Source organism: Mycobacterium sp. NGS69 (assembly GCF_059812165.1).
Genome location: NZ_JCALCD010000002.1, coordinates 766,525 through 779,869, shown reverse-complemented (window position 1 = coordinate 779,869; position 13,345 = coordinate 766,525). Strand labels below are relative to the sequence as shown.

Annotated in this window: 14 protein-coding genes; 6 read left to right on the top strand and 8 right to left on the bottom strand. The window is 68.7% G+C overall.

Going from position 1 to position 13,345, the window contains the following annotated elements:
• Positions 1 to 63 precede the first annotated feature (63 nt).
• Complete coding sequence (locus AC5Y2S_RS09015) at positions 64 to 510, top strand: MmpS family transport accessory protein (RefSeq protein WP_499955562.1); 447 nt, start codon at positions 64 to 66, stop codon at positions 508 to 510.
• Complete coding sequence (locus AC5Y2S_RS09010) at positions 507 to 3,443, top strand: MMPL/RND family transporter (protein WP_499955560.1); 2,937 nt, start codon at positions 507 to 509, stop codon at positions 3,441 to 3,443. The genes AC5Y2S_RS09015 and AC5Y2S_RS09010 overlap by 4 nt, the downstream gene beginning before the upstream one ends.
• Here AC5Y2S_RS09010 and AC5Y2S_RS09005 read toward each other — a convergent pair.
• Positions 3,391 to 3,822: a type II toxin-antitoxin system Rv0910 family toxin gene (locus tag AC5Y2S_RS09005; protein WP_499955558.1), complete on the bottom strand. Its 432-nt coding sequence runs from the start codon at positions 3,820 to 3,822 to the stop codon at positions 3,391 to 3,393. The two genes, AC5Y2S_RS09010 and AC5Y2S_RS09005, sit on opposite strands and share 53 nt — an antisense overlap.
• 117 nt (positions 3,823 to 3,939) lie before the next feature.
• On the opposite strand from AC5Y2S_RS09005, the gene AC5Y2S_RS09000 reads away from it, so the two are divergent.
• The gene (locus AC5Y2S_RS09000; RefSeq protein WP_499955556.1) at positions 3,940 to 4,587 is read left to right on the top strand and encodes a hypothetical protein; all 648 of its coding nucleotides are present in this window, start codon (positions 3,940 to 3,942) and stop codon (positions 4,585 to 4,587) included.
• 18 nt (positions 4,588 to 4,605) lie between these two features.
• Here AC5Y2S_RS09000 and AC5Y2S_RS08995 read toward each other — a convergent pair whose 3' ends face one another.
• Positions 4,606 to 5,409, bottom strand: a complete 804-nt coding sequence (locus AC5Y2S_RS08995) for an SDR family NAD(P)-dependent oxidoreductase (RefSeq protein WP_499955554.1) — start codon at positions 5,407 to 5,409, stop codon at positions 4,606 to 4,608.
• A 4-nt stretch (positions 5,410 to 5,413) separates the two neighbouring features.
• The gene (locus AC5Y2S_RS08990; protein ID WP_499955552.1) at positions 5,414 to 6,433 is read right to left on the bottom strand and encodes an SDR family NAD(P)-dependent oxidoreductase; all 1,020 of its coding nucleotides are present in this window, start codon (positions 6,431 to 6,433) and stop codon (positions 5,414 to 5,416) included.
• A gap of 197 nt (positions 6,434 to 6,630) precedes the next feature.
• On the opposite strand from AC5Y2S_RS08990, the gene AC5Y2S_RS08985 reads away from it, so the two are divergent.
• Entirely contained in the window at positions 6,631 to 7,035 is a 405-nt protein-coding gene (locus tag AC5Y2S_RS08985; RefSeq protein ID WP_499955550.1) for a group I truncated hemoglobin, read from the top strand.
• On the opposite strand, the gene AC5Y2S_RS08980 is transcribed toward AC5Y2S_RS08985, so the two are convergent.
• Both AC5Y2S_RS08980 and AC5Y2S_RS08975 read right to left on the bottom strand, forming a co-directional pair.
• Positions 7,032 to 8,237 (bottom strand): RNA polymerase sigma factor, encoded by a 1,206-nt coding sequence (locus AC5Y2S_RS08980; protein ID WP_499955548.1) that lies wholly within the window; start codon positions 8,235 to 8,237, stop codon positions 7,032 to 7,034. The genes AC5Y2S_RS08985 and AC5Y2S_RS08980 overlap by 4 nt on opposite strands.
• A 13-nt stretch (positions 8,238 to 8,250) precedes the next feature.
• Positions 8,251 to 8,631, bottom strand: coding sequence for a YciI family protein (locus tag AC5Y2S_RS08975; protein ID WP_499955546.1), 381 nt, complete (start codon positions 8,629 to 8,631; stop codon positions 8,251 to 8,253).
• Between the two features lie 78 nt (positions 8,632 to 8,709).
• Here AC5Y2S_RS08975 and AC5Y2S_RS08970 point away from each other — a divergent pair, with 78 nt between their 5' ends.
• Positions 8,710 to 9,468: a methyltransferase domain-containing protein gene (locus tag AC5Y2S_RS08970; protein ID WP_499955545.1), complete on the top strand. Its 759-nt coding sequence runs from the start codon at positions 8,710 to 8,712 to the stop codon at positions 9,466 to 9,468.
• Here AC5Y2S_RS08970 and AC5Y2S_RS08965 read toward each other — a convergent pair whose 3' ends face one another.
• Together AC5Y2S_RS08965 and lspA are read right to left on the bottom strand one after the other, a co-directional pair.
• Positions 9,469 to 10,395, bottom strand: a complete 927-nt coding sequence (locus AC5Y2S_RS08965) for an RluA family pseudouridine synthase (RefSeq protein WP_499955543.1) — start codon at positions 10,393 to 10,395, stop codon at positions 9,469 to 9,471.
• Positions 10,392 to 10,985, bottom strand: a complete 594-nt coding sequence (gene lspA / locus AC5Y2S_RS08960) for a signal peptidase II (RefSeq protein WP_499955541.1) — start codon at positions 10,983 to 10,985, stop codon at positions 10,392 to 10,394. The genes AC5Y2S_RS08965 and lspA overlap by 4 nt, the downstream gene beginning before the upstream one ends.
• A 43-nt stretch (positions 10,986 to 11,028) precedes the next feature.
• Between lspA and AC5Y2S_RS08955 the strand changes: the two genes are divergently transcribed.
• A complete protein-coding gene (locus tag AC5Y2S_RS08955) occupies positions 11,029 to 11,970 on the top strand; it encodes an asparaginase (protein ID WP_499955539.1) in 942 nt (313 codons plus the stop codon).
• Here AC5Y2S_RS08955 and AC5Y2S_RS08950 read toward each other — a convergent pair.
• Positions 11,935 to 13,338: a DNA polymerase IV gene (locus AC5Y2S_RS08950; RefSeq protein ID WP_499955537.1), complete on the bottom strand. Its 1,404-nt coding sequence runs from the start codon at positions 13,336 to 13,338 to the stop codon at positions 11,935 to 11,937. The genes AC5Y2S_RS08955 and AC5Y2S_RS08950 overlap by 36 nt on opposite strands.
• Positions 13,339 to 13,345: the final 7 nt, after the last annotated feature.

The window sequence follows — 13,345 nt, the reverse complement described above, 5'->3', positions numbered from 1 at the left end:
ACCCGACGATGGCGCTCGCAGGAGCCGCGTGACCGTGGCGCCCGAGCATCGAAAGGCCGACGGATGAAGGGGATTTCGATCATGTCCCTCGTCAGACGGGGATGGATTCCACTGGTCGCGGTGCTCGTCCTCGCGCTCACCGGATTCGCCATCTACCGGCTGCACGGGATCTTCGGCTCCCACTCCAACGTCTCGGCCAACAGCGGCCTGGCCAACGAAATAGTCCCGTTCAACCCCAAGAAGGTGGTCCTCGAGGTCTTCGGCGCGCCGGGCGCCGTGGCGACCATCAACTACCTGGACGTCAACGCTCAACCGCAGCAAGTCAAGAACGCGCCCCTGCCCTGGTCGTACACCATCACGACGACGGAGCCCGCGGTGATCGGCAACGTGGTCGCGCAGGGCACCGGGAACACCCTCGGCTGCCGGATCACCGTCAACGGTGAGGTAAAGGACGAACGCACCGTGAACCAAGTCGACGCCTACACCTTCTGCCTGGATAAGTCGGGATGAGCAATCACACAGAGAGACGGCCCCGCGTGCCGCACATCATCCGGCGGCTCTCGCTGCCGATCCTGCTGTTCTGGATCGCGCTCGCCGCCATCACCAACATCGCGGTGCCACAGCTGGAAGAGGTGGGCAAAACCCACAACGTGGCACTGAACTCCCCCGACGCGCCGTCGCTGAAGGCGATCAAGCGCATCGGCCAGAAGTTTCAGGAATTCAATACCGACAGCCAGGCCATGATCGTCCTGGAGGGCGACAAGCCGCTCGGCGCGGACGCGCACAAGTTCTACGACGCGATGATCCGCAAGCTCGAGCAGGACAAGAAGCACGTCGAGCACGTCCAGGACTTCTGGGGCGACACGTTGACCGCGGCGGGGTCACAAAGCAACGACGGCAAGGCCGCCTACGTCCAGCTGTTCCTGGCGGGCAATCAGGGCTCGGCGTTGGCCAACGAGGGCGTCGGCGCCGTCCGCGACATCGTCGAGCACATGCAGCCCCCGCCCGGCGTCAAGGTCTACGTGACCGGAGCGGCGCCGCTCATCTCCGACCAGTTCGACGTCGGCAGCAAGGGCACCGCGAAGGTCACGGCGATCACCGTCGGGGTGATCGCGGTGATGTTGCTGTTCGTCTACCGTTCCCTCTTCACGATGCTGCTCGTGCTTTTCACCGTCCTCATCGAAATGTCCGCGGCCCGAGGGATAGTCGCGTTTCTGGGCAACGCCGGCATCATCGGGTTGTCGACGTACGCGACGAACATCCTCACGCTGCTGGTGATCGCCGCCGGAACCGACTATGCGATATTTTTCGTCGGCCGCTATCAGGAGGCGCGCGGGACCGGCGAGGACAGGGAAACCGCCTACCACACCATGTACCGCGGAACGGCCCATATCGTCTTGGGCTCGGGGCTGACCGTGGCCGGCGCGGTCTTCTGTCTGAGCTTCACCCGGTTGCCCTACTTCCAAAGCCTGGGCATCCCAGCCGCTCTCGGCATCCTCGTCGCACTCATCGCCTCGCTCACCCTGGGCCCGGCGGTGCTCACCCTGGGTTCCGCCCTGGGCGTCTTCGAGCCGAAACGCGCGATGCGGACCCGCGGTTGGCGACGGATCGGCACCGCCATCGTGCGCTGGCCCGCCCCCGTGCTCACCGCCGCGTGCGCGCTGGCACTCGTTGGCCTGCTCGCGCTGCCCGGATACAAGACGAGCTACGACACCCGGCCCTACATGCCCGCCAGCGCGCCGGCCAACATCGGTTACACCGCGGCCGAGCGGCACTTCTCGCGCGCCCGGCTCGAGCCCGAATTGCTCATGGTCGAAACGGATCACGACATGCGTGACCCGGCCGACATGCTGATCCTGGACCGGGTGGCCAAGGCGGTGTTCCACGTCCCCGGCGTCGCGCAGGTGCAGACCATCACTAGGCCGCTGGGGACCCCGCTCGTCCACAGCTCGCTCGCTTTCGTGATCAGCAATCAGAGCGCCGCCCAACAGGAAAACCTGTCGTACCAACGGGATCGAGCGAATGACCTGCTGACGCAGGCCGGCGAGCTGGCGAAGACGATCAACATCCTCAAGGAGCAATACACCCTTCAGCAACAGCTTGCCGCCGCCACCCACAGCGAGACTCAGAGCTTTCACGACACGGTCGACACGATCCGGGACCTGCGCGACAAGATCGCGAACTTCGATGACTTCTTCCGCCCGATTCGCAGCTATTTCTATTGGGAGAGACACTGCTTCGACATCCCCGCCTGCTGGGCGATCCGCTCGGTCCTGGACGCGCTCGACGGCGTCGACCAGCTCACGGAGAAGTTCGAGAACCTCACGGCCACTTTGGACAAGCTCGACGCGCTGCAGCCGAAACTGGTGGCACTGATACCGCCCCAGATCGACAGCCAGGAGACCAACCGCCAACTGGCGCTGGCGAGCCACGCCACCCAGGCCGGCATCAACGCCCAGACGCAGGACGCGATCGACAACGCGACGGCGCTGGGGCAGGCCTTCGACACCGCGAAGAACGACGACAGCTTCTACCTGCCCCCCGAGGTGTTCAAGAACCCCGACTTCAAGCGGGGGCTGAAACTGTTCCTCTCCCCCGATGGCAAGGCGGCCCGGATGATCGTCACCCATGACGGCGATCCGGCTACGCCGCAAGGCATCTCGCACATCGACCCGATCGTCAACGCCGCGCACGAGGCGCTGAAGGGCACGCCGATGGCCGACGCCAAAATCTATGTCGGCGGCACGGCGGCGACATACAAGGACATCCAGGACGGCGCCAAGTACGACCTGTTCATCGTGGGATTCGCCGCCCTGGCCCTCATCCTGCTGATCATGATGATCATCACGCGCAGCCTGGTCGCGGCACTGGTAATCGTTGGGACGGTGGCCCTTTCGCTCGGCGCCTCGTTCGGGCTGTCGGTGCTGGTGTGGCAGTACCTGTTCGGCATCAAGCTGTACTGGGTCGTGCTCGCACTGGCCATCATCCTGCTGCTGGCCGTGGGATCGGACTACAACTTGCTGTTGATCTCCCGATTCAAGGAAGAAATCCCCGCCGGCATAAAGACCGGCATCATCCGCTCGATGGCCGGCACCGGCTCGGTGGTCACCTCCGCCGGGCTGGTCTTCGCGATCACCATGTGCGCGTTCGTGTTCAGCGGTTTCCAAGTGCTCGGCCAGATCGGGACCACGATCGGACTGGGGCTCTTGTTCGACACACTGATCGTGCGTTCCTTCATGACGCCTTCCGTCGCAACGCTTCTCGGGCGCTGGTTCTGGTGGCCCCTAAGCGTGCGCCCACGCCCGGCCAGCACGATGCTGCAGCCCTACGGGTCGCGCGCCTCGGTGCGTCAGCTGCTGCTGTGGGAGGACGACGACACCGCGGTGATGCCTAGCCGTACAGCTCCACAAACTGCTTCAGCGACTTCTCCACGTCTCCCCTGACCGCGCGGGCCGCGGCCGAGCCCACCGGGCCGAACAACGCGCGCCCGCCCAGCTCGAGACGCAGGCCCAGCGTCGACCCGCCGCCGGCCGCCCGCACCGAGAGCGTGACGGCGTACTTCGCTCCGCCCTTGCCCGCTCCCGACATCGCCACCTCGTGCGGAGGATCCCACTTGGTCACCGTCCAGGTCACCCGGTTGCGCAGGCCCTTGGAACGCGCCACGCCGACGATCTGAGTTCCCTCCGTGATCTCGTCGGGCAGCTCGCTGCGCCACGCCTCGTGCATCACCAGCCATTCGCCCAATTCCGAGAGGTCCGAAACGTGGTCCCACATCTCGTGCGGGGTCATCGGCATGTCGGCGGTCATCTCTACGGCGGCCATGGTTCTCTCCTACGTCAAGCCGCTGCCGGTTTGCAAGGGCAATTGGCGCTGCAAGGATTTCGCAAAGAGTCGTCCTTAACATTCCGACCGGCGATTTTGGCACGAACGGGGATTCGCATGACTAAGGCATGGCTGATGATGGCCGGCGGTTTTCTGCTCTTTTGCGCCGGATTCCCCGCGATGCTCGATTGGTCGCGCTACTGGTGGTGTCTGGCGTTCTACATCGGTGGGTTCGCCCTGCTCATCGCCGGCAGGAGGCAACACGATTTGCTGGTGGCCGCCCGGGCCCGCCAAGAGGCACTCGCGCCGGTTGCGGATCTACCCCCGTCGCGTCGCAAGCGCGCCGGCGTCCTGGCCTGGGTCGGCGTCGCCTTCGCGATGCTGGTTGGGTTGGCCGGGTTGCGCGTGGCCGAGCAGGGCGTGTTGCCCGAGGCCTTGGATCCCGGCACGCCGGCGAGGGCGACGGTCGTCAACTGCGTCACGCACGGGGTCGACGGATACCGCTGCGACGCCACGTGGACCGCGGGCGGAACACCGCAGACCGGCCAGCTATACGCGCTGGCGAAGTGGGGCGGAAGCTGGAACACGACTTACAAAGATCCCCCGCCGGTCGGATCGCAGCTGGACGTTCATGTGCGTGGCCGCCGCGCCTACCAACCGCCGAACCTGGCCCTCGATATCTGTTTCATCGCCGGGGGGTTGGCGCTGATCGCGGCGGCTGGCTTTCTGTATTGGTATCTGCGGCGCAGATACAGCAGGCGCTAGCTCGCCCGCGCGTTCGCGCTAATGAGTGGGCCCGCCCCGGAATCGGTTGCCGATCCGGAGTCCGGGCAGCAGCAAGGTGCGCGGCACGAACCTGCCGCCGGTGCTGACGACCTTGGGCACGATGCCCGGCACCACGCTGCGCTTGCCGGCGAGCATCCCGCCGATGGCCGCCTCGGCGACGTCGCGCGGTGAGACCTGCGCCACCGGGATGCTGAACCGCTCGGCGTTGGCGATCTCGGCCCACTCGGTGGGCACCGGCCCCGGACACAGGACGGTGACCGACACCCCCGTTCCGTGTAGTTCCTCGTGGATGGCCTCGGAGAAGGTCTGCACGAAGGCCTTGGTGGCCGAATACACCGCCATGTACGGCAACGGCTGGAAGCCGGCGATCGAGGCGATGTTCATCACGGCGCCGGCGCCGCGCTCCACCATGCCCGGCAGGACGGCGTGGGTGAGTTCCATCAAGGCGAGCGCGTTGAGGGTGATCTCTTCGCTTTCGCGTTCCAGCGGCAGCTCGTGAAAGACCCCGCTGGTGCCGAAACCGGCGCTGTTGCACAGGCCGGCGATCGGCTCGTTGCGCAGCCGGTCCGCGAGCTTGCCGCGGCCCTTGGCGTCGCTGAGGTCCAGCGGCAGAACCTCGACGGCCACCGAGTACTCCTGGCCCACCTCGTTGGCGAGGTCGTCCAGGCGGTCGCGGCGCCGCGCCACCAGCAATAGCGGGAAGCCGCGGCGGGCCAGGCCGCGGGCCAGTTCGGCGCCGATGCCGGAGGAGGCGCCGGTGATGACGACGGTGGTGTCGGTGTCGGGTTTCGGAAGGCTCATGATTTCACCAATGTATCCCTCGGGTCGCGCGAACAAACGTCTCGCTCCGCCTGTCGAAAGACTCTGCCTCACTGGATGATTCGCCACCCCTGGCCGCGTCGGAATCTTTGAACATGGCGAACGCGCGGTTGCGCACTCGGTCCATCACCGCCGGGTTGACGGCGTCGGCGACGGCGGCGAATTGCCCGAACGGCGAGCTCGCCCGCCGGGGCCGGTGCACGATCGCGTCGGCGATCACGCCGGCCGCCTGGTCCGGCGTCAGCGCCGGGAACTTGTCGTACATGGTGGTCGGGCTGATCATCGGCGTGCGCACCAGAGCCATGTGCACGGTGGTGAACTTGACGTCGTCGTTGACCACTTCGGCCTGCAGCGCGTCGCACAGGCTGTCGAGGGCGGCCTTGCTGGCGATGTAGGCGCCGAAGCGCGGCGCGCGGGTCTGCACGCCGACCGACGAGACATTGATGATCTGGCCGAAGCCGCGCTCGCGCATGCCGGGGATGAACTTGAGGATGAGCTGGACCGCGCCGAGGTAGTTCAGTTGCATGGTCCGCTGGTAGTCGTGGATGCGGTCGTAGGACAGCTTCAGCGAGCGCCGAATCGACCGCCCCGCGTTGTTGATGAGGATGTCGACCCCACCGAGGTCGTCGAGCACCTGATCGGCCATCGCGGCGATGGCGTCCATGTCGGTCAGGTCGCACGGGTACACGTGGGCGGTACCGCCATTGCCCTCGATCTCCGAGGCGACCTTCTCGAGGTTCTCCCGGGTTCGGGCCACCAGCACCACCACGCCGCCCGCCTCCGCGATCTTCTTGGCGGCGGCCGCGCCGATGCCCGACGACCCGCCGGTGATGAGGACGGTGCAGCCCTCCACCGCGTCGCTGAGCGTGCGGCCCTGCACCACGTCCAGCAGATTCCGCAGGTAGAACGGTCGATATCGCCCGGTCGAGTTGGGGGTGTTGATCATGTTGGAGACCGCCGCGAAGGGCTTTTCCACCAAGTGGGTCAAGTCACCAAGCAGATTCATCGGCGCTCGCTCCTGAGAGGCAATGTGACGTGGGTCATAAATCCAACCTAGGGCATTAACCGACCGGCAGCGGCAGATTCGCTCACACAGCTGTCCAAATCGTGACCATTAGAGAGCAATCGGCTTGTTACACAGGGTAATCCGGGTGTGATCGTGGACTAACTGACGGGCAACGCTCAAATGTTCCAATCGGCGTTATGAAAATTCTGGCGCAATTCCGCAAACCAGAGCCGAACACGATCTACGACCGGATCGGCGGGCACGAGGCGATCGAAGTCGTCGTCGAGGACTTCTACGTTCGCGTGCTCGCCGACAGCCAACTGACGGGCTTTTTCACCGGAACCAACATGAACCGCCTCAAGGGCAAGCAGGCCGAGTTCTTCGCGGCGGCGCTTGGCGGCCCCGAGCCGTACACCGGAGCGCCGATGAAACAGGTGCACCAGGGCCGCGGCATCACGATGCACCACTTCAGCCTGGTGGCCGGGCACCTGGCCGACGCGCTCGCCGCCGCGGGGGTGCCCGCCGCGACGGTCACCGAAATACTCGGCGCCATCGCGCCGCTCGCGCCCGACATCGCGTCGTCCGAGACCACCACGGTCTAAGCGCGGCGCTCACCCGCGACCTCGGCGAGCCGCCGACGCAGATATCGAATAACGCCGGGGTCGGCAGTGAGGTCGATGGCCCTGCGGTAGGCCTCCGCCGCCGCCGCGGGCCGCCCCGCCTCGACCAGCAAATGCGCACGCGCCGTCCAGGCCGGCTGGAAGCGCGCCATCGCCGGGTCGGTGATGCCGTCAAGCGCGACCAGCCCCGCCTCCGGCCCGTCGAGGCGGCCGTCGACGACCGCCAGGGAAACCGCCGCACCCAAAGACGGCGCAACGCGCACCAGCGCCCGATGCAGCTTGCGCAACGCCGCCCAGTCCGCCCGCCCGCCGTGCACCCGGGCGCAGTGCGTCGACTGGATGGCCGCCTCGTATTGGTACCGCCCGGGCCGGCCGAATGCATGGGCCCGACGCAGCAGCGCCTCGCCGCGCGCGATCATCGCCGAGTCCCACAGCCGGGTGTCCTGGTCGTCGAGCGGAACGAACTCGCCGCCGTCGGTGCGCCGCGCCGGCCGACGCGACTCGGACAGGCAAATCAGCGCCGCCAGCCCGAGCGCCTCGGGCTCCTCCGGCAATAGGTCGGCCAGCACCAGCGCCAGGTGCAGGGCCTCGGCGGCTAACGACTCGATGGGCACACCCTGCGGCTCCAGCTGCCAATCGATCGCCCACGCACCGTAAACGGCTTCCAGCACGGCCGGCAGCCGCTCGTCGAAGTCTTCCGGGACCGCGAACGGGATGTGCGCCTCGCGAATCCTGCGCTTGGCGCGGACCAGCCGCTGGGCCAGCGTCGCGGGTGGCAACGAGAACGCCCGCGCGATCGCCGCCGAGTCGATGCCCAGCACCGTCTGCAGCATCAACGCGGTGCGGCAATTGGCGGCGATCGCGGGATGCGCGCAGACCAGCATCAGCTCCAGGCGACGATCGGGGATCGCCGCCGGGACCGGGAAATCGCCACCGATATCCCATGTTTCGGGCAGGGGGCCGGTCTTCCGGTAGGCGTGCGACTTCCACCGGTCGCGCTGCCGATTGCGGGCGACGGTAAGGACCCAGGCTTCGGGGTTGTCCGGTATCCCCTCGTCCGGCCAGCGGGCGAGCGCGCGCTCCAGCGCGTCACCAATGGCATCTTCGGCCGCGGCGATGTCGGCACTCGGCGCGGCCAGCACCGACAGCAACCGACCGTAGGACTCGCGGACCAGCTCGGCCACCCGGGCCTGCGCCTCATTCAGGGCTGTACCATCCCTTGCCGCTCGCGTAAGTGACTGCGACAGGCCGGATCTCGATCGACCCCCACCCGGCGGCCGGGCACTGCTTCGCCCACGACAGGGCGGCGTCCAGGTCCGGCACGTCGATGACGAAGACCCCACCGAGGCGTTCCTTGGTGTCGGCGAACGGCCCGTCCTGGATCCTCGGTTCGCCGTCGCGCGCGGTGAAGGTGGTCGACGCGACAGCCGATTGCAGGACCTGCGTGCCGATCAGCACGCCGGCAGCGTCGAGATCGTCGGCGTATTTGGCGAACGCCGCCCGCGCGGGCGCCATGTCTTCGGTGGTCAGCCCGAGTTCGCCGCCCTCCTGGTAGTGCATGAGCAGGCAGTACTGCATGACGATGCCCCTTTCTTCTTAATGGTTTCACCGCAATGACGATTGAGGCCACGTCCGATCGACACCACAATGCAATGCATGCCCCGCACTTTCGAAGATCTGTTGGCCGAAGCCGACTCGGTGAGCGTCGACGGCTGGGACTTCTCCTGGCTCGACGGCCGCGCGACGGAGGAACGACCGTCCTGGGGCTTCCAGCGGCTGCTGAGCGGCCGCCTCGCGACGGTGTCGGCCGCGCTGGACATCCACACCGGCGGCGGCGAGGTACTGGCGGGCGCGGGGCCGTTCCCGCCCACGATGGCGGCGATCGAGACCTGGCCGCCCAACGCGACCCTGGCGACCAAACGCCTGCATCCGCTGGGCGTGGTGGTCGTGGCGACCCGGGACGAGCCGCCGTTGCCGTTCGCCGACGAAGCGTTCGACTTGGTGACCACCCGTCATCCGATCTCGGTGTGGTGGGACGAGATCCTGCGAGTCCTCCGGCCCGGCGGCAGCTACTTCGCGCAGCACATCGGGCCCGCCACCATGGGTGAGCTGGTCGAGTACTTCATCGGGCCGCAGCCCGAGAAATGGGCCGAGTTCCACCCGGACGCCGTGCGGGCGCAGGTGCAGGCCGCGGGCCTGGAGGTGGTGGACTTGCGCATGGAAAAACTGCGCGCCGAGTTCTTCGACATCGGCGCCGTCGTCTACTTCCTGCGCAAGGTGGTGTGGACGGTGCCGGACTTCACCGTCGAGCGCTACCGCGACCGGCTGCGCGAACTGCACGAGCGGATCGAGGCCGACGGGTCCTTCGTCGCGCACCCGACGCGGGTGCTCGTGGACGTCCGCAAGCCCGGCTGATCAGCCCTCGTCGCGCAGCACGTCCAGCGCGTGCTGCAGATCGGGCGGGTAGGGGCTGACAATCTCGATCCGCCGGCCGTCCGCCGGGTGGGCGAAAGCCAGCGAGCGTGCGTGCAGCCATTGCCGTTCCAGCCCAAGCCTTTTCGCGAGTTTCGGGTCGGCGCCGTAGACGAGGTCGCCGCAGCACGGGTGGTGCAGGGCGGAGAAATGCACCCGGATCTGGTGGGTGCGTCCGGTTTCCAGGTGCACGTCGAGCAGGCTCGCCGCGTGGAAGGCTTCGATGGTGTCGTAATGGGTGAGGCTGTGCCGGCCGTCCTTGGTGACGGCGAACTTCCACTCGCCGCCGCGGTGCCGCCCGATCGGCGCGTCGATCGTCCCGCTGGACGGATCCGGATGCCCCTGCACCAGCGCGTGGTAACGCTTGTCGACGGTGCGCTGCTTGAACGCCCGCTTGAGCACCGTGTAGGCGCGCTCGGAAAGCGCCACCACCATCACCCCGGAGGTGCCGACGTCGAGGCGATGCACGATGCCCTGGCGCTCCGGCACGCCGGATGTGGTGATCCGGTAACCGGCCGCGGCCAGGCCACCGAGCACCGTGGGTCCGGACCATCCGACCGACGCGTGCGCGGCCACCGCCGCAGGTTTGTCGACCGCAACGATGTCGTCGTCGGAGTACAGGATGGTCATGCCCTCGATGTCGACGGGCGGGTTTTCCAGCGGCGCCGGCGCGTCGGGCAGGCGCACGTGCAGCCAGGCGCCGCCCGTCAGGCGGTCGGACTTGCCGGCTCGCACGCCGTCCAATTCCACGCCGCCGTCCTCGGCCAGCGCGGCCGCCGCGGTCCGCGACAGCCCCAGCAGCCGCGACAGCCCGGCGTCGACGCGCATGCCCGCCAGTCCCTCCGGGACGGGCATCGAACGCTCGGTCATCGGTGCTGATCGGCCTGGCGCCGGGCGACGGCGTCCCCGTTGGCCTTTCGGCGGCCCACGGCGTCGAAGTCGTATCCGAAGACCGACAGCACCACCAGCAGGATGGCCCCGCCGACCACCGACGGGTCGGCGACGTTGAACACCGGCCACCAGCCGACCGACAGGAAGTCCACCACATGCCCGCGCAGCGGGCCGGGCGACCGGAAGAACCGATCGACCAGGTTGCCCATCGCGCCGCCGAGGATCATGCCGAGCCCGACCGCCCACCACGGCGATACCAGCCGTCGCCCCATCCAGAAGATGCCGGCCACCACGCCGGTCGCGATCAGCGTCAGGACCCAGGTGTATCCGGTGGCCATCGAGAAGGCCGCCCCCGAATTGCGCACCAAGGTCCACGTCACGGTGTCGCCGATGATCGACACCGGCTGGCCGGGGGGCAGCAGCCTGACGGCGAGCACCTTGGTCACGATGTCGAGGGTCAGCACCACCGCCGCGACTGACAGCAGCAGGCGCAGCCGCCTCGGCGGCCTGGCGGGTGCGGGTTCGGGTTCGGCCACCTCCCGGGCCGGTCCTGAGGGTTCGTCGGACACGTCACCATCATTCCCTAACCCGAAGGTGCGCGATGATGCCACCGTGGCTAATTCGAAGGGCAGGCTCACCGTCATCGCCACCGGAGGCACGATATCGACGGGCGAAGGCGCCGACGGGGTGCGCCGACCGGCCTACAGCGGCGCCGATCTCACCTCGGGGCTGGACGTCGACGTCGTCGACCTGCTGGCCCTCGACAGCTCCGAGCTGACGCCGGCCGATTGGGACCGCATCCGGGCCGCCGTGCGCGCGGCGATCGACGGCGGGGCCGACGGCGTGGTCGTCACCCACGGCACCGACACCATGGAAGAGAGCGCCCTGTGGCTGGACCTCACCCACGCGGGGGAAGTCCCGGTCGTGCTCACCGGCGCCATGCGCAGCGCCGACGCCCCCGACGCCGACGGGCCGGCCAATCTGCGCGACGCGCTGGCGGTCGCGGCCTGCCCGGCCGCCCGCGGCCTGGGGGTGCTGGTGTGCTTCGCCGGCCGGGTGCTGCAGCCGCTGGGGATGCACAAGGTGGCCACCGAGGACCTGAGCGGCTTCGCCGGCGAACTGGTCGGCAGGGTGGACAGCGGCGAAGTGACCCTGACCGGCCCCAAAACCCGTCCGTATCTCGGTGATCTCGGCGCCGCGACCGCCCCCCGCGTCGACATCGTCGCGGCATACCTGGGGAGTGACTCGGTGGCGCTCGACGCCTGCGTGGCCGCCGGCGCGCGGGGCGTCGTGCTGGAGGCGCTGGGTTCGGGCAACGCCGGTGCGGCGGTCGTCGACGGGGTGCGCCGGCATTGCCGCGACGGCGTGGTCGTCGCGGTGTCCACCCGGGTCCCGGGCGGGCGGGTCGGCGCGAGTTACGGTCCCGGCCACGACATGGCCGCCGCCGGCGCGGTGATGGTGCCGCGGCTGCGGCCGCCGCAGGCGCGGGTGCTGACGATGGCCGCGCTGGCCGCCGGGCTACCCGTCGCCGACGTCGTCGACCGCTGGGGTTAGCAGCGCGTCGGCCTGCAGGCCACCGAGATAGTCGGGCCAGTCCAGGGAGTCGACCGGGTTGGCGCCGGTGAGGTCGTCGGTGTCGGCGGGAAACGTGCGCGCCTGACCCGGGCCGGAGCCGCGGGTCTCGAAGCGCACCGTCACCACACCGTGGCCGGCGCCCTGCACCCAGCCGTGTCCCAGTTCGCGGTGCGCTATGTCGTCTCCCACCCGCCACCCCGCGGCCTCCTCGGGCGCCGGCGCGAACATCGCCTCGGTCGCGGTCTCGATGTGCTGCGGGTCGGACGTCTCCCCCGACAACTCGAGGTCGGGGAACAGCGACTCCTGGCGGACGTCGCTCAACCCCGAAAACCCCACCCCGAGAAGGCGAATCGGGCCGATTTCGCGTGGGTCGAGCAGCAGCCGGCGGGCGACCGCGGTGAGCGCGCCGGCCTCGGTGGTCGCGTAGGGCAACGTCGCCGAGCGGGTCAGCGTGCTCATGTCGGACTTCTTCAGCTTCACCGTGACGGTGCGCGCGCCGCGGCCGTCGCGCAGCAGGCGCTGGTGCGCGTGCTCGGCGATCGGATCGATCGCGTCGCGCAGCTGCTCGAGGCTGGTCAGGTCGGCGGCGAAGGTCGACTCGGCGCTGATCTGCTTGGCCACCGCACGCTCGGCGACGGGGCGGTCGTCGATGCCGCGCGCGAGGCGGTGCAGCGCCAGCCCGACCGTCGCGCCCAGGATGTTGGCCACCTCGGCGTCGGTGAGCGCGGCCAACTCTGCGACGGTCTCGATGCCGAGCCGATTCAGCTTCTCCTCGGCGACAGGGCCGATCCCCCACAGCCGCCGCACCGGCAGCCCGCCCAGCAGCGCTTGCTCCTCGGCGCGCCGAACCACCCGCACCCCATCGGGTTTGGCCAGTCCGGACGCGATCTTCGCGATCTGCTTGCCCGAGCCCGCACCGACCGACGCGACCAGGCCGGTCTCGTCGCGAATGCGCCCCCGCAACTCCTCGCAGAACGCCTCGACGTCCTCGGCCGGCGCCCCGGCGAGCCACGGCGGCTCGCCGAAACCCTCGTCGACGGACAGCTGCTCGACGACCGGTACCAGGCTGCGCACGGTGTCGAAGACTCGGCGGCTGGCCACCCCGTAGACCACACCGCGCGGCGGCAGCACCACCGCGGTCACTCCGATCAGCCGGCGCGCCTGATGCATCGGCATGGCCGACCGGGCGCCGAACACGCGGGCCTCGTAGCTGGCGCCGGCCACGACGCCCCGCCCACCCAGGCCGCCGACCAGCACCGGCCGTCCCCGCAGGGTCGGTCGGGTGAGTTGTTCGACGGAGGCGAAAAACGCGTCCATGTCCAGGTGCAGCACCCACCGGGACTCCACATCTGCA

Excerpts from the sequence above, each read along its gene's own strand:
- AC5Y2S_RS08975 (WP_499955546.1), bottom strand. The coding sequence starts at position 8,631 with ATGCAGTACTGCCTGCTCATGCACTACCAGGAGGGCGGCGAACTCGGG.
- AC5Y2S_RS09000 (WP_499955556.1), top strand. The coding sequence starts at position 3,940 with ATGACTAAGGCATGGCTGATGATGGCCGGCGGTTTTCTGCTCTTTTGC.
- AC5Y2S_RS09015 (WP_499955562.1), top strand. The coding sequence starts at position 64 with ATGAAGGGGATTTCGATCATGTCCCTCGTCAGACGGGGATGGATTCCA.
- AC5Y2S_RS08965 (WP_499955543.1), bottom strand. The coding sequence starts at position 10,395 with ATGACCGAGCGTTCGATGCCCGTCCCGGAGGGACTGGCGGGCATGCGC.
- AC5Y2S_RS08985 (WP_499955550.1), top strand. The coding sequence starts at position 6,631 with ATGAAAATTCTGGCGCAATTCCGCAAACCAGAGCCGAACACGATCTAC.
- AC5Y2S_RS09005 (WP_499955558.1), bottom strand. The coding sequence starts at position 3,822 with ATGGCCGCCGTAGAGATGACCGCCGACATGCCGATGACCCCGCACGAG.
- AC5Y2S_RS08990 (WP_499955552.1), bottom strand. The coding sequence starts at position 6,433 with ATGAATCTGCTTGGTGACTTGACCCACTTGGTGGAAAAGCCCTTCGCG.
- AC5Y2S_RS09010 (WP_499955560.1), top strand. The coding sequence starts at position 507 with ATGAGCAATCACACAGAGAGACGGCCCCGCGTGCCGCACATCATCCGG.
- AC5Y2S_RS08995 (WP_499955554.1), bottom strand. The coding sequence starts at position 5,409 with ATGAGCCTTCCGAAACCCGACACCGACACCACCGTCGTCATCACCGGC.
- AC5Y2S_RS08970 (WP_499955545.1), top strand. The coding sequence starts at position 8,710 with ATGCCCCGCACTTTCGAAGATCTGTTGGCCGAAGCCGACTCGGTGAGC.